The 25,117-nt window shown below is 67.7% G+C and carries 21 protein-coding genes and 3 tRNA genes; 11 read left to right on the forward strand and 13 right to left on the reverse strand.

Annotation, left to right across the window (positions count from 1 at the left end):
• The first annotated feature begins 139 nt into the window (after nucleotides 1–139).
• From FHS02_RS16535 to FHS02_RS16580, 10 genes are all read left to right on the forward strand, one after another.
• Complete coding sequence (locus FHS02_RS16535) at nucleotides 140–685, forward strand: hypothetical protein (RefSeq protein ID WP_229422624.1); 546 nt, start codon at nucleotides 140–142, stop codon at nucleotides 683–685.
• Nucleotides 686–698: 13 nt separating this feature from the next.
• On the forward strand, nucleotides 699–1,832 hold the full coding sequence (locus tag FHS02_RS16540) for a cytochrome c oxidase subunit II (protein ID WP_137317403.1): 1,134 nt from the start codon (nucleotides 699–701) through the stop codon (nucleotides 1,830–1,832).
• A gap of 102 nt (nucleotides 1,833–1,934) precedes the next feature.
• Nucleotides 1,935–3,785: a cytochrome c oxidase subunit I gene (gene ctaD, locus FHS02_RS16545; protein ID WP_137313826.1), complete on the forward strand. Its 1,851-nt coding sequence runs from the start codon at nucleotides 1,935–1,937 to the stop codon at nucleotides 3,783–3,785.
• A complete protein-coding gene (locus FHS02_RS16550; protein WP_229422622.1) occupies nucleotides 3,782–4,444 on the forward strand; it encodes a cytochrome c oxidase subunit 3 family protein in 663 nt (220 codons plus the stop codon). Before ctaD ends, FHS02_RS16550 begins: the two co-directional genes overlap by 4 nt.
• Before the next feature lie 11 nt (nucleotides 4,445–4,455).
• Nucleotides 4,456–5,163: a heme-copper oxidase subunit III family protein gene (locus FHS02_RS16555; RefSeq protein WP_137313825.1), complete on the forward strand. Its 708-nt coding sequence runs from the start codon at nucleotides 4,456–4,458 to the stop codon at nucleotides 5,161–5,163.
• A 9-nt stretch (nucleotides 5,164–5,172) separates the two neighbouring features.
• Nucleotides 5,173–5,478, forward strand: coding sequence for a cytochrome C oxidase subunit IV family protein (locus FHS02_RS16560; protein ID WP_137313824.1), 306 nt, complete (start codon nucleotides 5,173–5,175; stop codon nucleotides 5,476–5,478).
• A gap of 142 nt (nucleotides 5,479–5,620) precedes the next feature.
• Nucleotides 5,621–5,696, forward strand: a tRNA-Glu gene (locus FHS02_RS16565).
• Nucleotides 5,697–5,796: 100 nt separating this feature from the next.
• Nucleotides 5,797–5,872: transfer RNA gene (locus FHS02_RS16570), tRNA-Glu, on the forward strand.
• 299 nt (nucleotides 5,873–6,171) lie between these two features.
• Nucleotides 6,172–7,332: an elongation factor P maturation arginine rhamnosyltransferase EarP gene (gene earP, locus FHS02_RS16575; RefSeq protein WP_137313823.1), complete on the forward strand. Its 1,161-nt coding sequence runs from the start codon at nucleotides 6,172–6,174 to the stop codon at nucleotides 7,330–7,332.
• Between the two features lie 67 nt (nucleotides 7,333–7,399).
• Complete coding sequence (locus FHS02_RS16580) at nucleotides 7,400–7,975, forward strand: elongation factor P (RefSeq protein ID WP_137313822.1); 576 nt, start codon at nucleotides 7,400–7,402, stop codon at nucleotides 7,973–7,975.
• Between the two features lie 151 nt (nucleotides 7,976–8,126).
• Here FHS02_RS16580 and FHS02_RS16585 read toward each other — a convergent pair whose 3' ends face one another.
• Both FHS02_RS16585 and FHS02_RS16590 read right to left on the reverse strand, forming a co-directional pair.
• Nucleotides 8,127–8,921, reverse strand: a complete 795-nt coding sequence (locus FHS02_RS16585) for an AraC family transcriptional regulator (protein ID WP_137313821.1) — start codon at nucleotides 8,919–8,921, stop codon at nucleotides 8,127–8,129.
• Between the two features lie 49 nt (nucleotides 8,922–8,970).
• Nucleotides 8,971–9,159, reverse strand: a complete 189-nt coding sequence (locus FHS02_RS16590; protein ID WP_137313820.1) for a hypothetical protein — start codon at nucleotides 9,157–9,159, stop codon at nucleotides 8,971–8,973.
• On the opposite strand from FHS02_RS16590, the gene FHS02_RS16595 reads away from it, so the two are divergent.
• Entirely contained in the window at nucleotides 9,158–10,303 is a 1,146-nt protein-coding gene (locus FHS02_RS16595) for an MFS transporter (protein WP_137313819.1), read from the forward strand. The genes FHS02_RS16590 and FHS02_RS16595 overlap by 2 nt on opposite strands.
• Nucleotides 10,304–10,319: 16 nt before the next feature.
• On the opposite strand, the gene dbpA is transcribed toward FHS02_RS16595, so the two are convergent.
• The 11 genes from dbpA to FHS02_RS16650 form a co-directional block, all read right to left on the reverse strand.
• Nucleotides 10,320–11,726, reverse strand: coding sequence for an ATP-dependent RNA helicase DbpA (gene dbpA / locus FHS02_RS16600; RefSeq protein ID WP_137313818.1), 1,407 nt, complete (start codon nucleotides 11,724–11,726; stop codon nucleotides 10,320–10,322).
• Between the two features lie 72 nt (nucleotides 11,727–11,798).
• Complete coding sequence (locus FHS02_RS16605; RefSeq protein ID WP_137313817.1) at nucleotides 11,799–12,029, reverse strand: hypothetical protein; 231 nt, start codon at nucleotides 12,027–12,029, stop codon at nucleotides 11,799–11,801.
• Nucleotides 12,030–12,147: 118 nt separating this feature from the next.
• On the reverse strand, nucleotides 12,148–13,788 hold the full coding sequence (locus tag FHS02_RS16610; protein ID WP_137313816.1) for an acid phosphatase: 1,641 nt from the start codon (nucleotides 13,786–13,788) through the stop codon (nucleotides 12,148–12,150).
• Between the two features lie 148 nt (nucleotides 13,789–13,936).
• Nucleotides 13,937–14,013: transfer RNA gene (locus tag FHS02_RS16615), tRNA-Met, on the reverse strand.
• Nucleotides 14,014–14,108: 95 nt separating this feature from the next.
• Nucleotides 14,109–15,266 (reverse strand): methyltransferase, encoded by a 1,158-nt coding sequence (locus FHS02_RS16620; protein WP_137313815.1) that lies wholly within the window; start codon nucleotides 15,264–15,266, stop codon nucleotides 14,109–14,111.
• A gap of 181 nt (nucleotides 15,267–15,447) precedes the next feature.
• A complete protein-coding gene (locus FHS02_RS16625) occupies nucleotides 15,448–16,374 on the reverse strand; it encodes a hypothetical protein (protein WP_137313814.1) in 927 nt (308 codons plus the stop codon).
• A gap of 60 nt (nucleotides 16,375–16,434) precedes the next feature.
• Nucleotides 16,435–16,644 (reverse strand): hypothetical protein, encoded by a 210-nt coding sequence (locus tag FHS02_RS16630; RefSeq protein WP_137313813.1) that lies wholly within the window; start codon nucleotides 16,642–16,644, stop codon nucleotides 16,435–16,437.
• A gap of 36 nt (nucleotides 16,645–16,680) precedes the next feature.
• Nucleotides 16,681–20,463, reverse strand: a complete 3,783-nt coding sequence (locus FHS02_RS16635; RefSeq protein WP_137313812.1) for an AAA family ATPase — start codon at nucleotides 20,461–20,463, stop codon at nucleotides 16,681–16,683.
• The gene (locus FHS02_RS16640) at nucleotides 20,460–21,689 is read right to left on the reverse strand and encodes an exonuclease SbcCD subunit D C-terminal domain-containing protein (protein ID WP_137313811.1); all 1,230 of its coding nucleotides are present in this window, start codon (nucleotides 21,687–21,689) and stop codon (nucleotides 20,460–20,462) included. The genes FHS02_RS16635 and FHS02_RS16640 overlap by 4 nt, the downstream gene beginning before the upstream one ends.
• A gap of 118 nt (nucleotides 21,690–21,807) precedes the next feature.
• A complete protein-coding gene (locus tag FHS02_RS31605; RefSeq protein ID WP_229422620.1) occupies nucleotides 21,808–22,545 on the reverse strand; it encodes a PEP-CTERM sorting domain-containing protein in 738 nt (245 codons plus the stop codon).
• 132 nt (nucleotides 22,546–22,677) lie between these two features.
• Nucleotides 22,678–24,936 carry a bifunctional diguanylate cyclase/phosphodiesterase gene (locus tag FHS02_RS16650; protein WP_229422618.1) on the reverse strand — a complete coding sequence of 753 codons (2,259 nt, stop codon included), beginning with the start codon at nucleotides 24,934–24,936 and terminating at the stop codon, nucleotides 22,678–22,680.
• Between the last annotated feature and the right edge of the window lie 181 nt (nucleotides 24,937–25,117).

Below are 25,117 nucleotides of genomic sequence, written 5' to 3' on the forward strand. Positions count from 1 at the left end.
GCCGCCGCGAGCGGCTTTTTTGTTGTCCGCCCGGTTGTTCCGAAGTTCCCCTTGCCGTTTGAAATTCTCTCCTTGTTCCCGCGCGGTTCCGACCTACACTCAAAGTGTTCCTCGTTGTGAATGCATTGGGGAGGCGCATATGGAAACGCATGGTTTCAGTTTACGTCTGGGTTCGCACCTGAACGCCTATCTTCACCGGATGCGCGTGCAGTCGCATCGCTGGACGGCCCGCGAGCCGGACTGGGCGATCGGCGCACTGGCCGGCTTCGGTGCCGGCGGTATCGTGATGCTGATGGAGCTGGCGTTCGCCGCGGCCATCGGCACGGATCCGTGGCGTGTACCGCGGCTGGTTGCCGCACTGGCGCTGGGTTCGCCCGTGCTGCAGGTGGGCGGCTACAGTCTCGAAGTCCTCGTCGCCGCGCTCGCCGTGCATTACCTGCTCGGCACCTTCTTCGGCCTCGTGCTGGCCGCGCTGATGGCGCCATTCCATCTCGATTCCAGTGTGGTCATGGCCGTTGTTGCCGGCGCCGTATTCGGCCTGCTGCTGTACCTGTTCAATTTTTACGTGATCACGAGCGTATTACCGTGGTTTGCAGAAATGCGCGGATGGGTCACCGTCCTTGGTCACGTCGAGTTCGGCGTGATGGCGGGGCTGATCTACCGGATGCTGGAACGGCGGCGCTGAGGCTGCCATGACCATCGCGCTGGCAGCGACGCTGGTGTTGATCGCCTTTGGCGCGGTGGTGTTCCACTTCGCCAGTCCGTGGCAGCAGTTGCCGATCGCATCGAACTGGCATGCGATGGACGATGCCCTGTGGCTGACGTTCGTGATGACCGGCGTTGCATTCGTCGTGCTGCACCTGTTCATGGCCTTCGCGCTGGTGCGCTACCGCCATCGGGCGGGCCACCGGGCATCGCCCGAACATGGCAACCGTCGGCTCGAATGGTGGCTGATCGCGGTCACCACGGTCGCCATCATCGGGCTGCTGGCGCCGGGGCTGACGGTCTACGCACAGCTCATCGATCCGCCCGCCGGGGCGCAGGTGTTCGAGGTGATGGGCCGGCAATGGCAATGGCACTACCGGCTGCCGGGGCGGGACGGCAGGCTGGGCATGGCCGACGCGCGCTTCATTACCGGCGCGAATCCGTTCGGCATCGATCCGCAGGATGCGCACGGGCAGGACGACGTGCTGGTGCAGGGCCAGGAACTGCATCTGCCGCTGGACCGTCCCGCGCTGGCGCGACTGCGCGCGCAGGACGTGCTGCACGACTTCTACGTGCCGCAGTTCCGCGCGCGGATGAACATGGTGCCCGGCATGACCACGCAGTTCTGGTTCACGCCCGAGCGCACCGGCCGCTACGAAGTACTGTGTGCACAACTGTGCGGCGTCGGGCATTCGAACATGCGCAGCTGGGTCGTCATCGACGAGCCGCGGGCTTATGCCGGCTGGCTGGCGCAGCAGCCCACGTTCGGCGGCGCCGGCCCTTCCGGATCTTCCGGGGCCGCGGGAACATCGGTAACGGCGGGAGTGCCCGGCGGGCCGGCCGAGCCGGGCAAGCTTGGCCGGCTGCTGGCGCAGCAGAAGGGCTGCATCGCCTGCCACAGCCTGGATGGCAGTCGTGGCGTGGGTCCGTCGTGGAAGGGCCTGTATGGCAGTACCGAGGCGCTGGAAGGCGGCGGCACGGCGAAGGTGGACGATGCCTACCTGCGGCAGGCGATCAACGCGCCGCAGGCCAGCATCGTGCGCGGCTACCCGCCGGTGATGCCGCCGGCCGGGCTGTCGGACGCGGAGCTGGCGGCCGTCGTCGACTATATCAAGACGGTGCGCTGAGCCGTTACACAAGCGTGCACTGGGCCGCGCATTGAACTTCGCAATGAACCGCGCAATGCGCCGCGCACCGAGCTGTTCACCGAGACCGGGACCGGAGGCAGAATGTCCGACGAAATCGAGGAAAGCCACGCGAGAGGCGGCGACGCCGCCGACGCGGCCGGGCACGGGGAAGGGGCGGATGACCACGCCCCCACCGGCTTCCTGCGCCGCTACGTGTGGAGCCAGGACCACAAGGTGATCGCCATCCAGTACACGGTGACGGCGCTGGTGGTGGGCGTGATCGGCATCGTGCTGTCCGACCTGATGCGGCTGCAGCTGGGCTTCCCCGGCAAGTTCGACTTCATCGACCCGGCCAGCTACTACCAGTACATCACGATGCACGGCATGATCATGGTGATCTACCTGCTGACGGCGATCTTCCTGGGCGGCTTCGGCAACTACCTGATCCCGTTGATGGTGGGCGCGCGCGACATGGTGTTCCCTTACCTGAACATGCTGAGTTTCTGGTTCTACCTGCTTGCCGTGCTGATCCTGGTCGCCAGCTTCTTCGTGCCCGGCGGGCCGACAGGCGCGGGCTGGACGCTGTATCCGCCCCAGGCCATCCTGCCGGGTACGCCTGGCGTCGAGGCCGGCATCGTCGTGATGCTCGTCTCGCTGCTGGTCTTCATCGCGGCAGCCACCATGGGCGGGCTGAACTACGTGACGACGATCCTGCAGGCGCGCACGCGCGGCATGACGCTGATGCGCATGCCGCTCACCGTGTGGGGCATCTTCATCGCCACGATCCTGGCGCTGCTGGCGTTTCCCGCGCTGTTCGTGTCCGGCGTGATGATGCTGCTCGACCGCGTGCTGGGCACCAGCTTCTTCATGCCGGCGATCGTCTCGATGGGGCAGCAGCTGGGCTACAGCGGCGGCAGCCCGCTGCTGTTCCAGCACCTGTTCTGGTTCTTCGGCCACCCCGAGGTGTACATCGTCGCGCTGCCCGCGTTCGGCATCATTTCCGACCTGATCAGCGTGCATGCGCGCAAGTGCATCTTCGGCTACCGCATGATGGTGTGGGCAATCGTGGTCATCGGCGCGCTGTCGTTCGTGGTGTGGGCGCACCACATGTATGTGTCCGGCATGCATCCGTGGTTCGGCTTCTTCTTTGCGGTCAGTACGCTCGTGATCGCCGTGCCCACGGCGCTGAAGGTGTACAACTGGACGCTGACGCTGTGGCGCGGCGACATCCACCTGACCGCGCCGATGCTGTTCGCGCTCGGTTTCATCAGCACCTTCCTGATCGGCGGGCTGACCGGCCTGTTCCTCGGCAATGTCAGCGTCGACATCCCGCTGTCGAACACCTACTTCGTCGTCGCCCACTTCCACATGGTGATGGGCGTATCTCCGGTGCTGGCGGTGTTCGGCGGCATCTACCACTGGTACCCGAAAGTGACGGGCCGCATGTACCACGAGAAGCTGGCGCAATGGCATTTCTGGATCACGTTCCTGGGCGCGTACGCGATCTTCTTCCCGATGCATTACCTGGGCCTGCTCGGCATGCCGCGCCGCTACTACGCCTACGACAACTACAACTTCATTCCGCCATCGGCCCAGGCGCTGAACGCTTTCATCACGGTGGCCGCGCTGGTCGTCGGCATCGCCCAGTTGCTGTTCCTGTTCAACCTCGCCTGGAGCGCGCGGCGCGGCCGGCCGGCCGGCGCCAATCCCTGGCGCGCCGGCAGCCTGGAATGGCACACGCCGCAAACACCGCCCGCCCACGGCAACTGGGGCGCGCACCTGCCCGTGGTGTACCGCGGACCTTACGGCTATGGCCGTAGCGGACCCGAGGGCGATTACCTGCCGCAGAACGTCGGTCCCGACGAGCCCGACGAAGCCGATGGCGGCGCGGGGCGCGCGGGCATGCCAATGCCGGGCCCGGCAGGCCCGATCGAAGGAGGGGAGCGAACATGACGATGCGCATGCTGTGGTTCTGCGAGATGCGGTGCCCGTTCCAGCCGGACGGGTACTGGCCCGGTTCCGGCCCCGCGCCCTACGGTACCCGCGAAGTGGGCTTGTGGGCGTTCATCGGCGTCGTCTGTACCCTGTTCGCGCTGTTCGGCGCGGCCTACCTGATGCGCATCGGCTACGAGGACTGGCGCCTGCTGCCGCCGGTGCCGTGGCAACTGTGGCTGTCGACGGCACTGCTGGCGGCCGGCGATGCGGCATGGCCGCTGGCGGCGCGGGCGGCGGCGCGGCGGCCGCGGCGCGCGTACCGCCTCGGCATGTGCGGCTGGCTGTTGTCCGCGGCGTTCGTCGGGAGCCAGCTGTGGGCATGGGGTGCGATGGCCGCGCAGAAGATCGTCGTCACCGCGGGGCCGGCCGCCGGGTTCTTCTACATGCTGACGGGCTTGCACATCGTCCACGTGGCGGGCGGCATGCTCGCCGCCGCCTGGGTGCTGGCGCGGCGGCGGCCGGATGACGCTGTGCGGTTCGGCGAAAGCCTGGCGCTGTGCGCGCGCTACTGGCATGTGTTGCTGCTGCTGTGGTGCGCGGTGTTCGCCCTGCTGTTCGGCATGACACCGGAACTGGTGCGCGAGATCTGCACCACGCTCGGCATTCCGGCACGTTGAGGGGAGGAGCGATGTCCGCGCAACCCGATGCCCCGGTGCCGAAGCGCGCACTAGCCGGCCGGCCCACGGTGTCCGCTGGCAAATTCGCCGGCCTGGCCGCCGACCTCGCGGGCGACCGGGCCATGTTCCACGTCCCCTGGGGCAAGGCGATGATGTGGTTCTTCCTGCTCAGCGACACATTCATCTTCGGCACATTCCTGACCGGCTACATGTCGGTGCGGATGGCGGCCACGACCCCCTGGCCGAATCCCAGCGAAGTGTTCGCGCTGACGATCGGCGGCGTGCACCTGCCGTTGATCCTGATCGCCATCATGACTTTCGTGCTGATCTCGAGCAGCGGCACGATGGCGATGGCCGTGAATTACGCCTACCGGGGCGAGCGCAGGCGCTGCGCGGCACTGATGGCGCTCACGGCCCTGTTCGGCGCTTCGTTCGTCGGCATGCAGGCATTCGAGTGGAGCAAGCTGATCGCCGAGGGCGTGCGGCCCTGGGGTAATCCGATGGGCTCGGCGCAATTCGGCGCCAGCTTCTTCATGATCACCGGCTTCCACGGGCTGCACGTGACGGCCGGTGTGGTCTACCTGGCCGTCGTCGCGCGGCGCGTCGCCCGCGGAGCGTATGAACGCAAAGGGTACGGCATCGTCGAGATTGCCGGCCTGTACTGGCACTTCGTCGACCTGGTCTGGGTCTTCATCTTTGCATTGTTCTACCTGTGGTAAGGAGGCGCGATGGAAGGCCAGCAGCATCCGGTAGGGCTGTACCTGAAGGTGTGGGGGCTGCTGTTCGTGCTCAGCGCGCTGTCATACCTGGTCGACATACTGCATGTGCAGGGCGGACTGCGCTGGACGCTGATCCTGGCGCTGATGATGGCGAAGGCCGGGCTGATCGTTGCCGTGTTCATGCACCTGCGCTGGGAAAGGCTGGCGCTCGTCTGCGTGGTCGTGATTCCGCCGGCGGCACTGCTGGTGCTGGCGGGATTGATGGCGGCCGAATCCGATTACGTGTTTATGCTGCGCAGCATGTACTCCCGTTAGTCCCCGTAGTCCCCGTAGTCCCTGCAGTCCTCGATACTCGCTGTTGGGCCCCGATGCCGGCAATCGGCATTGCCGGACAGTACGGTTTCACCCTTGTAACGGCGTTGGGCCCGGTGCTATAATGCGCGCACGCTTTTACGACGTCCCCATCGTCTAGAGGCCTAGGACATCACCCTTTCACGGTGAGTACCGGGGTTCGAATCCCCGTGGGGACGCCAAGCTTCGCATGCGGTCGTTTTACCGGTTTTTGACCAGGGTTCTGCCCCGGTTTTGACTGTGTATCGACGGTTTTTATGCAACGCGTAAAGCCAGTCCAGGGTCCCCATCGTCTAGAGGCCTAGGACATCACCCTTTCACGGTGAGTACCGGGGTTCGAATCCCCGTGGGGACGCCAAGAATATCGAGCCGCACTCGAAACGCCAAGTTTCAGTGCGGTTTTTTGTTTTTCGCTTTTTGTTCGGCTTTTTGTTCGGTTCCCGAGTCAGGTTCTTGAATAAACCCGAAGACTCGAGATCTGGAATCAAGCCGTGGTATCAAGCCCCGGTATCAAGCCCCGGTATCAAGCCCCGGTATCAAGTCCTGGAATGGTGCTCCCGAATCCAGGCTCCCGAAATGCAGGGTTGAATAGGGCGCCTGAGCCGCTCCTTGAATCCGGCATCTTCACTCCGCCTTTTGCACACCACCGATCCCGCCATGAATCAAACTAAAACGCTGGCACTGTTCTGCAAGGTCGTCGACAACTACGGCGACATCGGCATTTGCTGGCGGCTCGCGCGGCAACTGGTGCGCGAGCATGATATCGACGTCACGCTGTGGGTCGACGACCTGCGCAGTTTTGCCCGCATTTGCCCGCAGGTCGATCCAGCCGCCGCGGCCCAGCAGGTGGCGGGCGTGTCCATTTACCATTGGCGCGACCAGGACGGCACGTATTACGCGGAAGACGTGGCCGACATCGTCATCGAATTCTTCGCGGTCGACATCCCGCCCGGCTATGTGACGGCGATGGCGCAGCGTCAGGTCAAGCCTGTGTGGCTGAACCTGGAAGGCCTGACGGCCGAGGAGTGGGTCGAGGGCTGCCACACGTTGCCGTCGATGCATCCGCGCTTGCCGCTGACCAAGCATTTCTTCTTCCCCGGCTTTACCGCCAGGACAGGCGGCCTGCTGCGCGAGGCCGGCCTGTTCGACGAGCGCGACCGGTTCCAGCGCGATCCCGCCGCACGGTCCGCCTTCCTCGGCGGGCTGGGCCTTGATGCGGGCGAACAGGCGGCATGCAAGGTTTCGCTGTTCTGCTATCCCCATGCGCCGGTAGCGGGCCTGTTCGATGCCTGGCAGCGTGGAGCGGCGCCGGTGGCGTGCCTGGTACCGGAGGGTGTGGCGAAGGACGAGGTGCGCGACTTCCTCGGTGGCGAACCGGCGGCCGGCGCCGTGCGCACGCAGGGCATGCTGACGGTACGCGTGCTGCCGTTCGTGCCGCAGGCCGATTATGACCGGCTGCTGTGGGCTTGCGACGTCAATATCGTGCGCGGCGAGGATTCCTTCGTACGGGCACAGTGGGCGGGCCGTCCATTTGCATGGCACATTTATCCGCAGGATGAAAACCTGCACCATAAAAAACTGCGGGCTTTCCTCTTGCGGTATTGCGCCGCGCAGTATGGCGACGACGCCGGGCCGCTCGAGCGATTCGCCCTGGCATTCAACGGCGTCGAACAAAACGCGGATTGGCCGGGCCTTTGGCAAAGCTTGTCCGGCCGTCTCGACCAATTGGCATGCCGCTCTGCCAATTGGCAAAATGCGCTGTTGGAAAATGGCGACCTGGCCTCGAACCTGCTCGCATTCGCGCGTTCCATGCGGTAGGCGCCTTATCGAGAACATGATATGATGAGCGGTTAGTGAAACCCATTTTTAGTAGGTACTCTCTCTTATGAAACCCGCAAAAGAAATTCGTGTTGGCAACATCATCATGGTTGACGCCAAGCCCTTCATCGTGCTGCGCTCCGACGTCAACGGTTCGAGCCGCACGGGCTTCACCTACAAGTGGAAGATGAAAAATCTTCTGACGAACGCACCGCTGGAAAACGTCTTCCGCGGCGACGACAAGTTCGACGTGGTCGTCCTCGACAAGAAGCCGGTGACCTACTCGTACTTCGCCGATCCGCTGTACGTGTTCATGGACGAAGAGTACAACCAGTACGAAATCGAAGAAGAGAACCTGGGCGACGCGCTGAACTACCTGAAAGACGGTATGGAATGCGAAGCCGTGTTCTATGACGGCAAGGCGATTTCCGTCGAACTGCCGACCACCATCGTGCGCCAGATCGTTTACTCGGAACCGGCCGTCAAGGGCAATACCTCGGGTAACGTGCTGAAGGAAGCCAAGATCGAAAACGCGATCGAATCGAAGCGCCACACCGTGCAGGTTCCGCTGTTCGTCAGCCAGGACGATTCCATCGAAATCGACACCCGCACCAACGAATACAAGCGCGTGGTCCGCAACTAAGCCGATCGCATCGCTGCCAAAAACGCTGCCTCGCGCAGCGTTTTTTTTCGCCCGAGTCCTCAGTGATGCGCGGCAATATTTCCAAAAACCGGGGTCTGACCCCGGTTTTTGGAAATAAATGGGGACAGTCCCCGTTCCCTGGGTGCGACCATCAGCCCGGGCCGCGCCATTCGGTTAAATAGTGCTGCGGGGTCTTGCCGAGCAGGCGCCGGAACATGCTGGTGAAGGCGCTGGGGCTGGCATAGCCGAGGCTGGCGGCGATGGCGCCCACGCTTTCGCCGCGGGCGAGCATCGGGAAGGCGTGGGCGAGGTGTACCTGCTGCACCCACTGCCGGTAATACAGCCCGGTTTCCTTTGGGAACAGCCGGATCAGCGTGCGGGCGCTGGCGCCGGCGTCCTGGGCGCGGTCTTCGAGGGCGCGCCGGCTGCCGGGGTCGTCCATGATGTCGGTGCACAGCGCGCGCAGGCGCCGGTCGCGCGGCCATGGCACGGCGATCGGCACGGTTTCCATGGAGCCCAGCTCGGACAGGATCAGTTGCGCCAGCTGTTCGCCGCGCCCCGGCACGGCGTACTCGACCGGTTCAGCCGACAGCGCCAGGATCAGCTCGCGCAGCAGCGCGCTCACTTCCAGCACGCGGCAGCCGTCGACGAGACCGGTGGCCGCCGCGGCATCGATGTACAGTGTGCGCATGTTGACGCGCGACAGCATCGTCAGTTCGTGCACAATGCCGGGCGCGATCAGCAGCGCGCGCCGGGGCGGGATGATCCAGACGCCGAGCTCCGTGCGCACCCGCACCACGCCTTCGCTGGCATACAGCAGCTGCACCCAGCCGTGGCTGTGCGGCACGACGTGTTCGCCATGCTGCGCTTCCGACGGCACGGCGGTCACCGTGCGCGGCAGTGCCTGGAATTTCGGGCAGTAGAGCGTCGAAGGGGCGAGTGTCACTTAGGCGACGAAAATTGGAAGAAGCGTTCGAGCTGAACATCTTACACTGTCACACCATCATCGATATACCAGCCATGACTTCCGCATCCAATGCCCCGGCCGCCGCCAGCGCGGCGACCACCACCACGGCAAACACCACCACGGCAAACACCACCACGGCGACGAACACCACGACAAACAGCACCACGGCGACCACCGGCGCGGCAACCACCACCCCGGCGCAGCAAGGCGCCGTCATGCAGATCCTGCTGTCGATTGCCTTCGTCCACCTGCTCAACGATTGCGTTCAGGCGGTACTGCCGTCCATCTACCCGCTGCTGAAGGACCAGTTCGCACTGACCTTTACCCAGGTGGGCCTGATCACGCTGACGTTCCAGTGCACCGCCTCGCTGCTGCAGCCGTGGATCGGCCTGTACACGGACAAGCGCCCGCTGCCGTTCCTGCTGCCGGCCGGCATGTGCGTGACGCTGGCCGGCGTCGGCCTGCTGGCGACCGCGGACACGTTCGCCATGCTGTTGCTGGCCGCGGCGATGATCGGCGTCGGTTCGTCGACGTTCCACCCGGAGGCATCGCGCGTCGCGCGGCTCGCGTCAGGCGGGCGCTTCGGCTTTGCCCAATCGCTGTTCCAGGTCGGCGGCAACGTCGGCTCGGCACTGGGGCCGCTGCTGGCGGCCGCCATCATCGTCGGTCACGGGCAGGGCAGGATCGCCTGGTTCATGCTGCTCGTGCTGGTCGCGGTGGTGGTGCTGGTCGGCGTCAGCCGCTGGTATGGCGGCCACCTGAAGAACACCGTGCGCAAGGCGGGCATGCAGCCCGTGGCGCCGCTGCCGCGCGGCCGCGTGATCGCCGCACTGGCGGTGCTGGCCATGCTGGTGTTCTCGAAGTACATCTACATGGCCAGCCTGTCGAGCTATTACACGTTCTACCTGATCGAGAAGTTCCACGTGTCGGTCGACACGGCGCAGATGTACCTGTTCCTGTTCCTCGCCGCGGTGGCGGCCGGCACGTTTGCCGGCGGCCCGATCGGCGACCGCGTCGGCCGCAAGCGCGTGATCTGGGCGTCGATCCTGGGCGCCGCGCCGTTCACGCTGGCGCTGCCATATGCGGACCTGGCGTGGACCGCGGTGCTGTCGGTGGTGATCGGCCTGGTGATGTCGTCGGCGTTCTCGGCGATCGTCGTGTTCGCGCAGGAACTGGTGCCGGGCAAGGTCGGCATGATCGCCGGCATCTTCTTTGGATTGATGTTCGGCGTCAGCGGCATCGGCGCCGCGGCCATGGGGCACATCGCCGACGTGGCCGGCATCGAGAAGGTGTACCACATCGCCTCGTTCCTGCCGCTGCTGGGCCTGCTGGCCGCACTGCTGCCGAAGATGGGCCGGTAGAAATTACACTTCACGCCTATACGTCAATAAAGCGCATCTTGAAGTTGCGCCCCTTGAAACTGCCGAAGTCGCCGGCCAGGTTACTGGCCGCGCTCAGCCGGTCGAACGCTTCATACGCCATGCGCCGGTCGATCGCCACGTAGGTCTGGAACTCGGTCACGTTGATCTTGCCCACGTGTTCCTTGGCCAGTTTCGCATCGCCCGTCAGCGCACCCAGCACGTCGCCGGCGCGCAGCTTGTCCTTCTTGCCGCCGCTGATGCACAGCGTGAGCATCGGCGCCGGGTCGCCGTGGCCGGGATCGTCCTCGTCCAGTTCCGACAGTTCGTGCCATTCGGCCGGCGTGTTCTGGTATTCCTCGATCAGCTTGACCCACTTCTTTTCGTTCGGCGCGCACAGCGTCAGCGACAGGCCGCTGCCGCCGGCGCGGCCGGTACGGCCGATCCGGTGGACGTGCACTTCGGCGTCCTTCGACACGTCGGCGTTGATCACCGCTTCCAGGTCGGTAATATCGAGGCCGCGCGCGGCGACGTCGGTGGCGACCAGGATCTGGCAGCTGCGGTTGGCGAACAGCACCAGGATCTCGTCGCGCTCGCGCTGTTCCAGTTCGCCGTACAGCGCCAGCGCCGAGAAGCCCTGCGCGCGCAGCGTATCGACCAGTTCGCGGCAGTGCACCTTGGTATTGCAGAAGATGATCGCCGACGCCGGCTTGAAGTGCCGCAGCAGCCGCGCCACCGTCTCGTCACGCGAGTCGAAGCCGATTTCGTAGAAGCGCTGCTCGATCGTCAGCGACGTGTGCTGCGCCTCGATCACCACTTCCACCGGGTCGGCCAGGAAGGCTTCGGTGGCGTGGCGGATATCGTCCGGGTAGGTGGCCGAGAACAGCAGCGTCTGGCGCCGTTTCGGGCATTCCTTGACGATCGCCGCGATGTCGTCGTAGAAGCCCATGTCCGTCATGCGGTCGGCTTCGTCCAGCACCAGCGTGCGGATCGACGACAGGTCGAGCGTCTGCCGCGACAGGTGGTCGCGGATGCGCCCTGGCGTGCCGACGACGACATGCGCGCCATGCTCCAGCGAGGCGATCTGCGGGCGCATCGGCGAACCGCCCGTCAGCACCAGCACCTTCAGGTTGGCGATGCTGCGGCCGAGCCGGCGCAGTTCGTTCGCCACCTGGTCCGCCAGCTCACGGGTCGGGCACATCACCAGTGCCTGCGTGGCGAACCACGCCGGGTTGATGGTGTACAGCAGGCCGATGCCGAAGGCGGCGGTCTTGCCGCTGCCCGTCTGGGCCTGGGCGATCAGGTCGCGGCCTTCCAGCACCGGCGGCAGGCTCTCGGCCTGGATCGGCGTCATCGTGCTGTAGCCCAGCGTTTCAAGGTTGGCCAGGAAGGCGTCGGACAGCGGCAGGGAAGCGAAGGAAGTCATGGCAGGCCCGTGGGGCAAAAGGGTAAATCAGTCTATCAGAGCGGCGCCGAGGTGCGCCGCACGGGGGAGAACTCAGTCCTTGCGCCAGACGGGCAGGCCGGTCACGTCCAGCTGTGCATCGCGCTGCCAGACCGGCAGGCCGCTGGCATCGGTTGCTTCGAGCAGTTCGAGCTGTTCCTGCCTGGCCTGCGCGCGGCGCGCGCGCAAGCGTGGCGGGGGCGGCGCCTTCGGCTCCGGCTCCATCGGTTCGGCGGGGCCGAAGCCGGGCAGGTCGAGTGTCGCGTTGTCTTTCTTGTCTCTCATCGTGTGGCGTGCAAAAACAAAAGCCCGGCTTTGGCAGTCGGGCTTTTCATCTGAAGCGGCGCGCAGTGTAACACAGCGCCACGGGTTTGTGCGCCGGCGGGCCGGCGCCGGCCGGGTTTCAGCGGAACGCCAGCGCGGCGGTCAGGTCCCCCGGCGGCTGCGCGCCGCGTTCGGCAAACGCCTGGTTGCGCCGGGCCAGGCCGTCGAGCAGCGGCAGGTCGAAGCGGCGCGTGATGAAGCGCAGGATCGACGTGGTGTCGTAGAAATTATGGTCGACGCTGCCGCGCTTGGCGAAGGGCGACACGATGATGGCCGGCACCCGCGAGCCCGGTCCCCAGCGGTCGCCCTTCGGTGGCGCCACATGGTCCCACCAGCCGCCGTTCTCGTCGAACGTGACCACCACCACCATGTCGTTCCACTGCGGCGAGGCTTTCAGGTGGGCCAGCACGTTGACGATGTGCTGGTCGCCCGATTCGATGTCCGAGTAGCCGGCATGCAGGTTCAGGTTGCCCTGCGGCTTGTAGAAGCTGACGGCGGGCAGCTTGCCGGCCACCACGTCGGCCAGGAACCTGTTCGAGATCGGGCTGTCGCCCAGGCCGCCGTCGCGCAGGTGTTTTTCACGCGCTGCGGTGCCGGGTGCGAAGCTCCTGAAGTAGTTGAACGGCTGGTGATGCGACTGGAAATTCGGCTTCGAACCGCCGCCCAGTTCATCGAGCGCGGCCTGCCATGCGCCGCCATACCACGCCCAGCTGACGCCCTTGCGGGACAGCAGGTCGCCGATCGTGTCGTAGGTCTGGGGCGGCAGCACGCCGGCGTCGTCCGGGTCGGCCAGCATCGGGTCGCCATCGAGCGGCGGCCGTACCCAGCTCGGCTGGTAGGGCGTGGCCATCGTGTTGACCGCATAGCCGTCCGGCGTGATGGCCCCGTCGTTGACGAATTTCGGCTTGCCGTCGAGCGCCGACTTCGGGCTGTCCGGCGCCAGGGCCAGGCGCGCACCGGTGGGGCCGTCCGCCGTCACGCAGATCTTTTTGCTTGCCTTGGTGTCCTTGGCATGGAAGTACTCCGGCGTGCGCCCGGCAATCAGGAACTGGTGGTTCAGGTAGGAGCCGCCGAAAGCCGCCATGAAGAAGTTGTCGCACAGCGTATAGTCGCGTGCCACCTGCCACAGGCCCAGGTTGGTGCTGGTCTGGGCGTAGTGGCCCATCACCAGGCCGCCGGCATCGGTCCACGCGACGAAGCCGTCGTTCCTGCCGCCGTTGATCTGCATCTGGTTCTGGTAGAAGCGGTGCTGCAGGTCGCGCGTGATCAGGGCTTCGGGCAGCGGCTTGCCGCCGGCGTCCTTCAATGCATAGGGCGCGTTGGGCAAGCCCTTCACGTCATCTTCCTTCAGTTCGTAGCGCTTGCCGGCCAGTTCCTGCGGCGCGGCCAGCGTGCCGCCCCACACCTTCGGCAGTTCCGGCAGCACGGAGCCGTCGTAGTCGCGCTGCACGTAGCGTTCCGCCGGCACGTCGGCAAGCGGCGATGCCTCGCCCGGAAAGCCGGCGAACAGGTTGTTGAAGCTGCGGTTTTCCAGGTAGATGACGACCACGTTCTTCACGTGCGCCTTCAGTTTGGCGTCGAGCGAACCGCCCGCCTGGCGCGGCTTTGGCGCGGCGGACGGCGTGCTGGCGGGCAGGATGCCCACGGCACCGGCAGCGGCGGCGGCACCGAACAGGCGGCGGCGCGAAGGTTTCGATGGAAGATCGTGCTGGTCCGACACCGCGGCTCCTTTATCAAATGCAACAAAGGGCTGAGTGTAGGCATGGCGTCCCGCAGCGTCAAGACGATGGTGCCAGCCGGGTCGGTAAGACGGCCGGGCAAGAAAAAACCGCCGGTTCCATCACTGGAAACCGGCGGTTCTTTGAATCTGGTTGCGGGGACAGGATTTGAACCTGTGACCTTCGGGTTATGAGCCCGACGAGCTGCCAGACTGCTCCACCCCGCGTCTGAGGCAAGAATTATATATGCCTGTGCCGGATTTTGCAAGCAGGCATGAAAGAAGTTCTTCCATGCCCGAAGAACGGGGCGGTTGCCCCCGATTCAGGCCGCGCCCAGGCGCCACAGCGACGTCACCTCGGCGGCGCGCGCGGCATGCAGCGGGTCTTCCGCATCGCCGGCCTTCGGATGGACCGGTTTGACATCCTGCCGGCCCAGCACCACCAGCCCGGCCTGGGCAATCCACTCGAGCAGCTGTTCGCGTGGCCGCAGCCCCAGGTGCTCGGCCAGGTCGGACAGGATCAGCCAGCCTTCGCCGCCTTCGGCCAGGTGGTCCTTCAGGCCGGCCAGGAAACCCTTCAGCATCCGGCTGTCCGGGTCGAATACCGCGTGTTCGATCGAGGAACTGGGCCGTGCCGGCACCCATGGCGGATTGCACACCACCAGCGGCGCGCGCCCCGGCGGGAACAGATCCGTTTCCACCACTTCGACCTGCTCTTCCAGGTCCAGCCGGTGGATGTTGTCGCGGGCGCAGGAGAGGGCGCGGCGGTCCATCTCCGTCGCGATCACGCGCGGCACGCCGCGCCGCGCCAGCACGGCACTGAGCACGCCGGTACCGGCGCCGATGTCGAATGCCACGCCGGTCTTCTTCGGCAGCGGGGTTTCCGCCACCAGCTGCACGTATTCGCCGCGCACCGGCGAGAACACGCCGTAGTGCGGGTGGATGCGGGCGCCGAGCGCCGGGATCTCGACGCCGGTCTTGCGCCATTCGTGCGCGCCAACCAGGCCCAGCAGTTCGCGCAGCGAGATCACGAAAGCGTCCTCGCCGCGGCCATAGGCTTCGTTGCAGGCCAGCTTCACGTCCGGCGCGCGGCGCAGCGGGATCGTGTAGCCGGGTTCGAACGGAATCAGCAGCATGGCCAGCGTGCGGGCGCGCTGCGACTGCGCCTGGCGGTGCAGGTGGAACGCTTCCGTCGGGCTGGCCGCGACCTTGGCCGGCTTGTTCTTGCCTTTGCCGGGCTTGGCCTTGCCCTGTTTGCCGTCGGCGCGCCGCGCCAGCGCCTGCAGCAATTGCCGGGCGTTCTGGAAGTCGCCGCGCCACAGCAGCGCCGTGCCTTCGCAGGCCAGGCGGTAGGCGGTATCGGCGTTCAGCGTGTCGTCGGCAACGACCACGCGCTTCGGCGGCGGCATGCCCGCCTCCGAATGCCAGCGGGCGGAACGCTCGGTTCCTTGTTCGGTCCAGTGGAGGAGGGATGTGTCCATGTGCTTCCGTTGCGAGGGTGGAGTTGCGGGGGTGGTAAACGGCGAAACCGCCTGCACGGCGGTTTCGGATTGCGGCACCTATTATACGTTGCAACTGCGCGTTGCAACTGCGCGTTGCAACTGCGCTCTACAACTGCGCGTTACAACTGCGCTGGTCGGACTGCGTGGTCGGACTGTAAGGTCAGGCGGCGTCGCCTTTCGGTGGCGTGGTCGAGATGGTCAGCGGGATGTCGCCGGCGGACTTGACGATCGGCACGTCGGCCGGCCCGGCAGCCGGCGCCTCCGCGACGGGCTCGGCGGCCGGTTCGGTCGGTACCTTGATCGGCATCTGGGTCTTGTCGGTTGCCGGTCCGAACGGAGATTCCGTGCCGGATTCGACCTGGTAAGCCTTCACGGGCGACGGCGGCGCATACGTGTCGAGCGACTGCGTGTTCTTGACGAGCTGCATCAGCCGCACCGACAGGTTGCCCAGGATGCCGCCGTTGTCGCCATCCTTCACGTCGCCGGAAACCTGCTTGTCCATCAGCTTGAACAGGTCGCCCAGGCTGCCCGGCCAGTCGATCTCGGGGAATTCAAAGGTCGGCAAGCCCTTCGCCGCGTCCTGTTCCGCCGGCCTGGCCTGCTCGCTACCGGCGAACCCGGCGGTCATCGACGCCTCGTACTGCACTTCCACTTCGAAATCGTACTTGCTGCCGTCGGCCAGCGTGATCGTGCCCTTGCCGAGGAAGTGCGAGCTCTCGTTCAGGCTGAACGCGGAGGCCTTGCTCACGCCTTCGGCGCCCTCGCTGCGCAGCGTGCCGGCGGCGAAGGTCGACGACGTGTCGAGCGACACGGAATCGAATGCGATCGTCGCGCCTTTCGCGCTGTCGCCCAGCAACTGCTGGGCAAACTTGCCCAGGAAATTCTGCGCCAGGTCGATCGTGTCGTTGCCGAGCGCATCGATGCGCTGCTGCAGGTCGACCGCGCCGGACGACAGGGCGACATTGCTGCTGGCCTTGCCGGCCGCCGTCTGCGCTACGGCACTGTTGCCGCGCGCCGGCTGCTGGGTCGAGCCGGCGAGGGCGGAGTTCTGGTACTGGCGGGTGCCGAGTGGAGAGAGCGACGACATGGCTGGCCTCTTTTGACGATATCCCTCTACATCGGCATGTGCGCCGATTACTTGAGGAAATCAGTGATGATGGGTCCACAGGCCGTTCGAGGCCAGGTATGCCTGCACGGCATCCGGCTGCCCCACGGCGTGCAGCTTCACTTCGCCGCAGGAGCACACGCCGGAATACGGCGTGATGTGCGAGCAGGCGGATACTTTCTGGACGGTCACTTTGACCGCCTTGGCGCATTTCGCGCACTTGAACGTCAGGGTACGTGGTGCTTTGAACATGTTTTCAGGAACGGGAAACGTTAAGCCGCCATTCTATCAGGACACGCTTACGTGGCTGCGGCCGCCTGCACCGGGCTGCACGACGATCCGCGTGGCGATCCGCTCCGTCATTTCCTGCACGTGCGAGATCACGCCGACCTTGCGCCCCATTGCCTGCAGGTTGTCGAGCGCGTCCATCGCCACCCGCAGCGTCTCCGCGTCGAGGCTGCCGAAGCCCTCGTCGATGAACAGCGATTCCACGCGCACCCGATTCGACGACAGCGAGGCCAGGCCCAGCGCCAGCGCCAGCGAGACGAGGAACGATTCGCCGCCGGACAGCGAGTGCACGGAGCGCAGGTCGTCGCCCATGTGCAGGTCGCGCACCAGCAGGCCCAGCGACGGCTGCGTCGGGTTGTCGATGCGCAGCAGCTGATAGCGCGGCGCCAGCTGGCGCAAGTGGGCGTTGGCGTAGCCGAGCAGCACGTCGAGCGTGAATTGCTGGGCGTAGTTGCGGAATTTCTTGCCATCGGCCGAGCCGATCAGTTCAGCCAGCCGGGCCCAGCGCCGTTCGGCCGCTTCCTGCCTTTCCAGCTCGGCCAGCATCGCGCTGGCGCGGCGGCGGCGTTCGTCGTCCTGCGCCAGGGCCACCTTCAGCGCCGATGCTCCCTGCTGTGCCGCGTTGCGCTCGCTGGCCAATGCGTCGAGCGCCTCGCGCAAGGCCTGCGGACCGGCTTCGGCACCGGCCGGCGCGCCGGCCCGGTGCTGTTCCAGCTGGGCTTCGCGCTCGCGCAGCACGGCAAGCGCCTGTGCCACCGCACCGTCCAGGGCCTGCAGGGCTTGCCGCTCGGCGCGGATCTCGTCCTGCGGATGCGCCAGCAAGGCCAGCAGTTCGTCCACGGATCCGACACCGGCCACGGGCGCGGCGAACAGGTCCGGCTCGGCATGGGCGTGGCGGAACGTTTCCAGCCACGTGGCCAGTGCCTCGTGGGCAACGCCGGCCGCCTCGTCCAGCTCGGCAAGGCGGCGCCGCGCATGCACCAGCGCCTCGTCGCTGCGCGCGCGCGCCTGGGCGGCCTGCTGGCCCGCCTCCTGCTGCGCGCGCAGCGCGGCGTGGGCCGTTTCGCAGGCGGTGCGCAGCCGCGTTTCCACTTCGCCCACGGGCGCCCCGTTCCACAGCGCCACGCGCTGGGCACGCGCCGCCTGCAGCGCCTCGTCGGCCGCCAGGAACGCGGCACGCGCCGCATGTTCTTCGGCCGCCACCCTGGCATGCGCTTCCTGCAGCGCCGCCAGCTCGATGTCCAGTGCCGCGATCTTCGCGGCGCGCTCCTCCAGGTCGGCGTGCTGCTTCTGCCACTGGCGGCTCTCGGCCTGGCGCAGCGCATGGAAATGCCCCGGGTCCTGGCGCCAGTGATCCTTCCAGTCCTCGGTGCCCGTTTCCGGCGCATCGGCAAACGCGGGATCCAGGTCGTCCAGCAGCGCATCCAGGTGATGGAGCGCATCGATGTGCTGCGATTGCAGCGCGTCGGCCTGGGCCTGCGCCTGCGCCAGCGCGGTCGCGGCGCCCGCCTGGCCGGCCTGGCAGCGGGCCTGCTCCGCGGCCGCACGTTCGCAGGCACCCTGGGCGCGGTCCCGCACGGCGGCGGCCTGCCGCATGGCCTGCTCCTGCCGCGCGACTTCCTGCAATGCCGCGGCGGCTTCGGCCAGGCGGGCGGACAGCCACGCGGCGCGCGCGCCATCGGCCACGCCGGCGCCATCGTCGAGCTTGGCCAGCGCGGCATCCCAGCGTTGCGCGAGCGCCGCCAGCGCCGGCGCCAGCCCGGCCAGTTCCTCGCGCACCTGCGCCAGCCGGTCGGCGTTCGATGCCACCAGCGCGCGCTGCGTCGCTTCCTGTTCGAACGTGCGCTCCTGCGCCGTGCGCCAGCGCGCCACGTCGCCGCGCAACGCGTCGAGCATGCCGCGCAGCCGGTCGTTGCCGTGGTACGGATGGTCCGCCGATCCGCACACGGGGCAGGGCGTACCGTCTTCCAGCGTGGCGCGCAGCTGCTCGACGCTTTCGCCGCACGCCGCCTCGGCCAGCGCCAGCGCGCGTTCGGCCTGCGCCAGCGCGGCCTTGCCGGCGGCCAGGTCAGCCCTGGCCGTGTCGGCCAGCGCCTGCGCGGTGGCGCGTGCCTGGTCCAGTTGCCCGGCCTGCGCCGCCAGCACCGCGTGGCGGTCGCGCTTCGCAGCCAGGTCGAGCCACAACCGCTCGCCTTCCTGCAGCGCGGTACGGCGCGCTTCCAGCACCGTGCGCTGCGTGCCCAGCGCGTCGGCGTCGAAGGCGGCCAGCGCGGCCACCGCGGCGACCCGTTCCGCCTCGGCCGCGCGCAGCTTCTCCGTTGCCGCGGCCAGGCCCGACTGCGCGGCGATTTCCTCGTCGCGGTGATGGCTGGCGCGGCGCTGCGCGTCGGCCAGTTTGGTGGCGATCGCCGCAAGCTGGTGGGCGGCGCGGGCCGCCTGCGCGAACAGCCCGTCCCAGCGCGGCCACTGCTGGCCCAGCACCGCCCAGTGCCGGCGTCCCTCCAGCCAGGCATGTGCGGCTTCCTGCGCGGCGACGAGGCCGCGGCGCTCGTTGCGCTTGTCGGTCAGCGCGGCCGTGGCCGCCGTCACGGCCGCCACGGCGGCATCGCGTGCGGCGCGCGCCTGCGCGTGCTGCGGCTGCATCGCTTCGATGCGGGCATCGAGCGCCTTGGCCCGGTCCAGTTGCGGGCCGGCGTCGCGCCGGGCGGCTTCGGCCGCTTCCACGCCGTGCGCGGCGGCCTGCTGCGCGGCGGCGGCGGTGGCCTGCGCGCGTTCGGCCTGCCCGGCCTCCTGCTCGCAGCGGGCGATCGTGGCCCGTGCGCCGGCCGCTTCCAGTGCCACGCGCTGCACCGCGTCGTGCAGCGGCCGCGCTTCCTGGACCGCATCGAGCTTGTCGAGCGCGGCCCGGCGCGGCGCGGCCGCCGCCACGTCCGCAATGCGCGCCTGGCGCGCCGCTTCGGCCTGGGCGATGCCGTCGGCCAGCCGCGCCGCACCCTCGTGCCAGCGCAGGTCCGTCTCCAGCGCCGCCTTGCGGCCGTCCAGCACGGCCAGCGCCGCGTCGGCGTCGCGCACCTGCGCTTCCGTCTGCGCACGTTCCTCGCCGGACAGCGGCCGCTGGTCCGCCAGCCGCGCGTGCACCTGCTGCAGCGCCTGTGCCTCGACCTTGTGGCGCTCGTGCGCGCGGCGCGACAGGTCGCTGTAGATCGTGCTGCCGGTCAGCGTTTCCAGCAGCAGGCCGCGCTCGTCGTCCTGCGCTTTGAGGAACGTGGCGAACTCGTTCTGGGCGAGCAGCACGGCGCGTGTGAACTGGTCGAAGTTCAGGCCGATGCGCGCCTCGATCTCGGCCTTCACCTCGGTCTTGGTGCCGCCGATCGGCTGCAGTTCGGGCAGCCGGTGCAGCGTCATCGCCGTCGGCTGCAGCGCCCCGGTCGCGCGCGTGCGCGAGCGGCGCACGCTCCAGCGCGCCCGGTAGGCGATGCCGTCGCTGCCGACGAAATCGACTTCCGCGTAGCCTTCCGGCGTACCGCGGCGCAGCAGCGTGCGCGGGTCGTCCGAGCCGATCGGGTCGCCCACATCCGGCGTCTTGCCGCGCGCATGCACGAGGCGCGGCGTGCGGTCGTACAGTGCCAGGCACAGCGCATCGAGCAGCGTGCTCTTGCCGGCGCCGGTCGGGCCGCTGATCGCGAACAGGCCGGCCGATGCCAGCGGGTCGCTGCCGAAGTCGACCGAGAATTCATCGGCCAGCGAGGCCAGGTTGCGGCCGCCGATACGCAGGATCCTCATCGTGCCGGCTCCGCCAGCAGCAGCTCGGCAAAGGCGGCCATCTGGTCGTCCGGCGCGTCATTGCCGAATTTTTGCCGGTACAGCCGCGAGAACACGTCGGCCGGCTGCAGTTGCGCCAGCTGGTCCAGCGACACCGCCGCCTCGTCGAGCGAGCCGCGCCGCCCGCTGCTGGTCTCGATCTTCGCCAGCCGCACATGCTTGCCTTCCAGCGCCGCCTCGATGCGGGCGCGCAGGCCGGGCTCGGGGGCATCGAGGCGCACCCGCACTTCCAGGTAGGGCTGGGCATAGGCCGGGGCCAGCGGGAAGTCGAGCGCTTCCAGTTCGTCGAGCACCTGTTCGAGCGGCGCGGGCCTGGTCGGCACGCGCAGCAGGTGCACGGCGCGCGGCACCGGCACCGGCACGGTCTCGCGCAACGCATCGCCGTCCAGGTCGATGCGCAGCACCTGGTGCTGGTAGTGCACTTCCGAGAACGACAGCGGCAGCGGGCTGCCGCAATAGCGGATGTGGGCATGGCGGCCGATCTGCTGGGCCAGGTGCAGGTGACCCAGCGCCGCGTACGCGATCGACGGGCCGAAGATCCCGGCCGGCAGCATCTCGGTGCCGCCGATGACGATGCGGCGTTCCGAGTCGGCCGACATCTGGCCATCGACCATGTGGCAGTGGCCCATCGCCACGATGGCCTGGCCGGGCTGGCGCAGCGTTTCGGCATGGGCCAGCGCCAGCCGGTACAGTTCGGCGATGCCGGCCAGGTAGGCGTCGCCGCCGCCTTCCACGCGCGGCACGTCGGACGGCCGCAGGAACGGTACCGCCAGGCACCACGCGGCCACCGCGCCGTCGCGGTTGGTCAGCGGATGCACCATGCGCGCCACGTCGACCGCGCCGTCCGCGTCGCGCTCGACATTGCCGACCACGCGCGTGCCCAGTTCCTCGAGCAGCGGGCCGGGGGCGTCGATGCGGCCCGGCGAATCGTGGTTGCCGGCCACCAGCATGATGTCGAGGCCGGGCGCCGCGGCCCTGGCCTGCCGCAGGAAGCGGTACAGCTGGCGCTGCGACGCGGCGGAAGGGTTGGCGTTGTCGAACACGTCGCCGGCGATCAGCAGCGCGTCCGCCTGTTCGGCAACGATGGTTTCCAGCAGCCAGTCGAGGAAGCACTGGTGTTCGTAATGCCGGTCGAAATTGTGGAGTGACTGGCCCAGGTGCCAGTCGGAGGTGTGCAGCAGGCGCATGAATTGACGGAACGTACCAGTCGGGAGCGGAGCCCGATGGAGGGCAGGCCGGAAGCGCGACAGTGTAGCGCATCGCGGCCCTGGCGGGTAGCGCCCGCGGGACGGCGTGTGTGGCGGGTCAGCCGGCCTTCGTCCGCCGCCGCGCCGCGCCGGCCAGCAGTGCCAGGCCGGCACCGAGCATCGCATACGTGGCCGGTTCCGGCACGGCCACGGCCAGGTGGTAGTCGAACCGCTGGGCCAGGCCGGTACCGTCGCCCAGCAGGCGCAGCGTGTCGTCCGGCATCGATCGCCAGTTGAAGACCGAAAAACCCTTCGTCAGCGGGTCCGCATAGTAGGCGGTGGCCGGTTCCAATACCGACCCGATGGCGAATTGATCGGCGCCGAGGAACACGTACTGCTGGATGGTTGCCAGGTCGCCGAACGTCGAGGGATCGAAACTGATGCTCTGGTAGAAGCGCTTCGTCGTGCGGCCGGTGCCGTCCGTGTCGGACAGGATATGCGAGCTGACCTGGCCGGTCGCGTCCAGCGTGTACAGCTGCCCGTCCAGCTGCAGCGAGATCTGCAGCGTCGCATCGGTGGCCTGCATCCAGTTGTTGTCCGCGCTGGCGAGGACGTCGGCACTGTCGAACACACTCGTCACCGTCAGGTCGAAGGCCCGGCTGCCGACGATATCGGCCTGCGGGAACAGTCCGGGAAGGTTGAATGCCGCGGTCGAACCCGCGGTATGGGTCGTGACGGTATAGATGTCCGCCATTGCCGGAGCACCGGCCAGCGCGACGAGCAGGGCCGCGGTGCCGCGCAGTGCCGCCGGCATGCGGCGCCGCGGCAGCGGAAGGTTATCGGGAAAAGCGTTCATCGTCGACTCCTGGGGTTCTGGCCGCATGCGGCAATCACCGGGAGTGTACAAAGATGAGCATTACCGCGGCGCACTGTTAAGGCCGCTTCGGGAGGCCTCTTTCAAGGCGCCAGCCCGCTTCTCATGCCGCCCTCATGCCGCCACATCCGGTTGCAGCCCCGCCAGCGTGCCGCCGGTGCGGAAAGTATTGCGCCCGGCCTGCTTGGCTTCGTACAGCAGCAGGTCGGCGCGCGCCAGCAGGCCGGCCGCATCGAGATCGCCACCGCGGTAGAACGCGACGCCGATACTGGTCGAGATGTCGGCCCGCACGCCATCGAGGTCGAACGGCGCGGCCACCGCGGCCACCAGCTTGGCGGCGCTGCGCTCGGCATCCTCGCAGCGGTGCAGGCGCTCGAGGATGACGGTGAACTCGTCGCCGCCCAGCCGCGCCACCATGTCGGTGTCGCGCAGTGCATGGGTCAGGCGGCCGGCAAACGCCTTCAGCAGCGCATCGCCCACCGCGTGGCCGTAGGTGTCGTTGACGGGCTTGAAGCGGTCGATGTCCAGGTACATCACGGCCATCAGGGAATCGTGCGCGCGGCTGTATGCCATGGCGGCGTCCAGCCGGTCCATGAAGCCGGCGCGATTCGTCAGGCCCGTCAGCGCGTCGATGGTGGACAGGCGCAGCAGGTGCTGCTTCTCGCGCCGCCGCGCGGTGACGTCCGTGCGCACCACGTGGAAGCCGACGACCGCCCGGTGCTCCTCGTCCCATTGGGGAATGTAGTGGACCTCGAAGCTGCGCTGGGTGCCGTCCGGCCGGGGATCCTCGTCTTCCTCGAACGTGACGGCCTCGCCGGCCAGCGCGCGCCGCACCCATGGCTGCAGCTGCGCATAGCGCGGTTCGCCGATGACATCGCGGGCGTGCCGGCCGATGGCCTGCACGCCCATGCGCGTGAATTCCTGTTCGTAGACCAGGTTCTGGAAGCGGTACACCTGGTCGTCGTCGACGTAGGCGATCATCGCCGGCATCATGTCGGCCAGCGTGCGCAGGCGCGCCTGCTGCTGCCGGCTTGCCAGCTCGGCCTGCTTGCGGGCCGTGATGTCGCGCGTGGTGACGGCCACGCCGTCGTCGATCGCCACGATCTGGTGCTGCAGCCAGCGCGGCGTGCCGGTACGGGTTTCGAATTCCTCTTCCAGCGGCTGGCCCGTGTCGAGCACGCGGCGGTACTTGTCCAGGAAGCCTTCGGCGCGCCATGACGGCACCAGCACGCCGATGCGGCGGCCCAGCAGCTCGGCGCGCGCATGGCCCAGGATCGCGGCGCCCCGTTCGTTGACATCGACCAGGATGAAGTCGCCGCCGCACGCGTCGCGGCACGCCTTCAGCAAAAACACCGCATCGAGGCTGGCATCGGCGGCGGCGCGCAACTGGCGCTGCGCCTCATGCGCCGCCAGCGTGCTGTCGCGCAGGCGGCGCGCCTGCTGCCGCAGCGCGGCCACGAAGGCCAGCACGACGGCGGAGGCCACGGCGGCGGCGGAGATGTACATCGTGCGGCGCCGTTCGAAGCGGGCCAGCGCATGCGTTTTCGCCTGGCCGACCACCGCCGTCAGCGCGTAGCGGGGCATGTCGCGGAACGCATAGACGCGTTCGATGCCGTCCACCGGCTGGCGCGCTACCGCTTCCTCGGAATCGGCGGCCCCGCCGTGGCGCACCGCGGCGAATGCCAGGGTGCCGTCGTTGAACACGCGATCGTCGACGCGGCTGGTGGACAGGCCGGTGTCGCGGCTCAGCAGGCCGACATAGCCGCCCGGTCCCGCTTCCACGCGGTCATAGTCGTCGACGAACAGTGCCGGGTCGACCAGGATCACGATGGCACCGGCGAAGCGGCCGCCGGCGCCATCCAGCCGGCGGGCGATGCGGATGCGCCATTCATGCGAGGGGGCGATGGCCGGGTTGGAAAACTGCGCCATGTCGCCGTGCGACCCGGCCAGCGCACGGAACCAGCCGGCGGCTCCCGCCTCGGCGGCGAAACTACCCTGCACGCTGTCGGCCAGCCGGCCGTCGGGTCCGTACAGCGCCACCGGCAGCGTCAGCCGGGGCGGCAGCAGCGATGCCAGCATGCCGTTTTTCCGCGCGAACTCCGGCAGGCGCAGCGCCCCATCCGTTTCCTCGAACTTCAGCTTGAACAGCTGTGTCGCATGATCGACCTGGCGCAGCAGGAAGCCGGTGTTCTCGGCCAGCGTGCGCGCCTGCGCATGGCTCTGCAGCAGCGCTTCGTGGCGCGCCGCGGCGCGTTCCTGCCGCACCTGCCCGTACACCGCCGCCCACATCGCCGCCAGCACCACGGCCGCGAAGGCCGGCAGCAGCATTGCCCGGTACAGCCTGCGCCATGCGCTCGTTCCATCCGTCCCCACCGGCTCTCCGCTGATTGATTGGCTGAACGTATTCTGCCCGGAATCGTCCCGGCCGGCAGGAACGGTGCGGCCGGGTGCCGACATCCCTTAGAATGACTCGCCTTGCCACTGGAACGATCGCCTTGACAGACTTGAACCTCATGTTGCCGCAAAGGATGTGCCGCCCGACGGTTTTGGAGCG

It is taken from the genome of Pseudoduganella umbonata (assembly GCF_014192225.1).
Lineage (GTDB): Bacteria > Pseudomonadota > Gammaproteobacteria > Burkholderiales > Burkholderiaceae_D > Rugamonas > Rugamonas umbonata.

Excerpts from the sequence above, each read along its gene's own strand:
- FHS02_RS16535 (WP_229422624.1), top strand. The coding sequence starts at position 140 with ATGGAAACGCATGGTTTCAGTTTACGTCTGGGTTCGCACCTGAACGCC.
- ctaD (WP_137313826.1), top strand. The coding sequence starts at position 1,935 with ATGTCCGACGAAATCGAGGAAAGCCACGCGAGAGGCGGCGACGCCGCC.
- FHS02_RS16550 (WP_229422622.1), top strand. The coding sequence starts at position 3,782 with ATGACGATGCGCATGCTGTGGTTCTGCGAGATGCGGTGCCCGTTCCAG.
- FHS02_RS16555 (WP_137313825.1), top strand. The coding sequence starts at position 4,456 with ATGTCCGCGCAACCCGATGCCCCGGTGCCGAAGCGCGCACTAGCCGGC.
- FHS02_RS16560 (WP_137313824.1), top strand. The coding sequence starts at position 5,173 with ATGGAAGGCCAGCAGCATCCGGTAGGGCTGTACCTGAAGGTGTGGGGG.
- earP (WP_137313823.1), top strand. The coding sequence starts at position 6,172 with ATGAATCAAACTAAAACGCTGGCACTGTTCTGCAAGGTCGTCGACAAC.
- FHS02_RS16580 (WP_137313822.1), top strand. The coding sequence starts at position 7,400 with ATGAAACCCGCAAAAGAAATTCGTGTTGGCAACATCATCATGGTTGAC.
- FHS02_RS16595 (WP_137313819.1), top strand. The coding sequence starts at position 9,158 with ATGCAGATCCTGCTGTCGATTGCCTTCGTCCACCTGCTCAACGATTGC.
- FHS02_RS16590 (WP_137313820.1), bottom strand. The coding sequence starts at position 9,159 with ATGACGGCGCCTTGCTGCGCCGGGGTGGTGGTTGCCGCGCCGGTGGTC.
- dbpA (WP_137313818.1), bottom strand. The coding sequence starts at position 11,726 with ATGACTTCCTTCGCTTCCCTGCCGCTGTCCGACGCCTTCCTGGCCAAC.
- FHS02_RS16605 (WP_137313817.1), bottom strand. The coding sequence starts at position 12,029 with ATGAGAGACAAGAAAGACAACGCGACACTCGACCTGCCCGGCTTCGGC.
- FHS02_RS16620 (WP_137313815.1), bottom strand. The coding sequence starts at position 15,266 with ATGGACACATCCCTCCTCCACTGGACCGAACAAGGAACCGAGCGTTCC.
- FHS02_RS16625 (WP_137313814.1), bottom strand. The coding sequence starts at position 16,374 with ATGTCGTCGCTCTCTCCACTCGGCACCCGCCAGTACCAGAACTCCGCC.
- FHS02_RS16630 (WP_137313813.1), bottom strand. The coding sequence starts at position 16,644 with ATGTTCAAAGCACCACGTACCCTGACGTTCAAGTGCGCGAAATGCGCC.
- FHS02_RS16635 (WP_137313812.1), bottom strand. The coding sequence starts at position 20,463 with ATGAGGATCCTGCGTATCGGCGGCCGCAACCTGGCCTCGCTGGCCGAT.
- FHS02_RS16640 (WP_137313811.1), bottom strand. The coding sequence starts at position 21,689 with ATGCGCCTGCTGCACACCTCCGACTGGCACCTGGGCCAGTCACTCCAC.
- FHS02_RS31605 (WP_229422620.1), bottom strand. The coding sequence starts at position 22,545 with ATGAACGCTTTTCCCGATAACCTTCCGCTGCCGCGGCGCCGCATGCCG.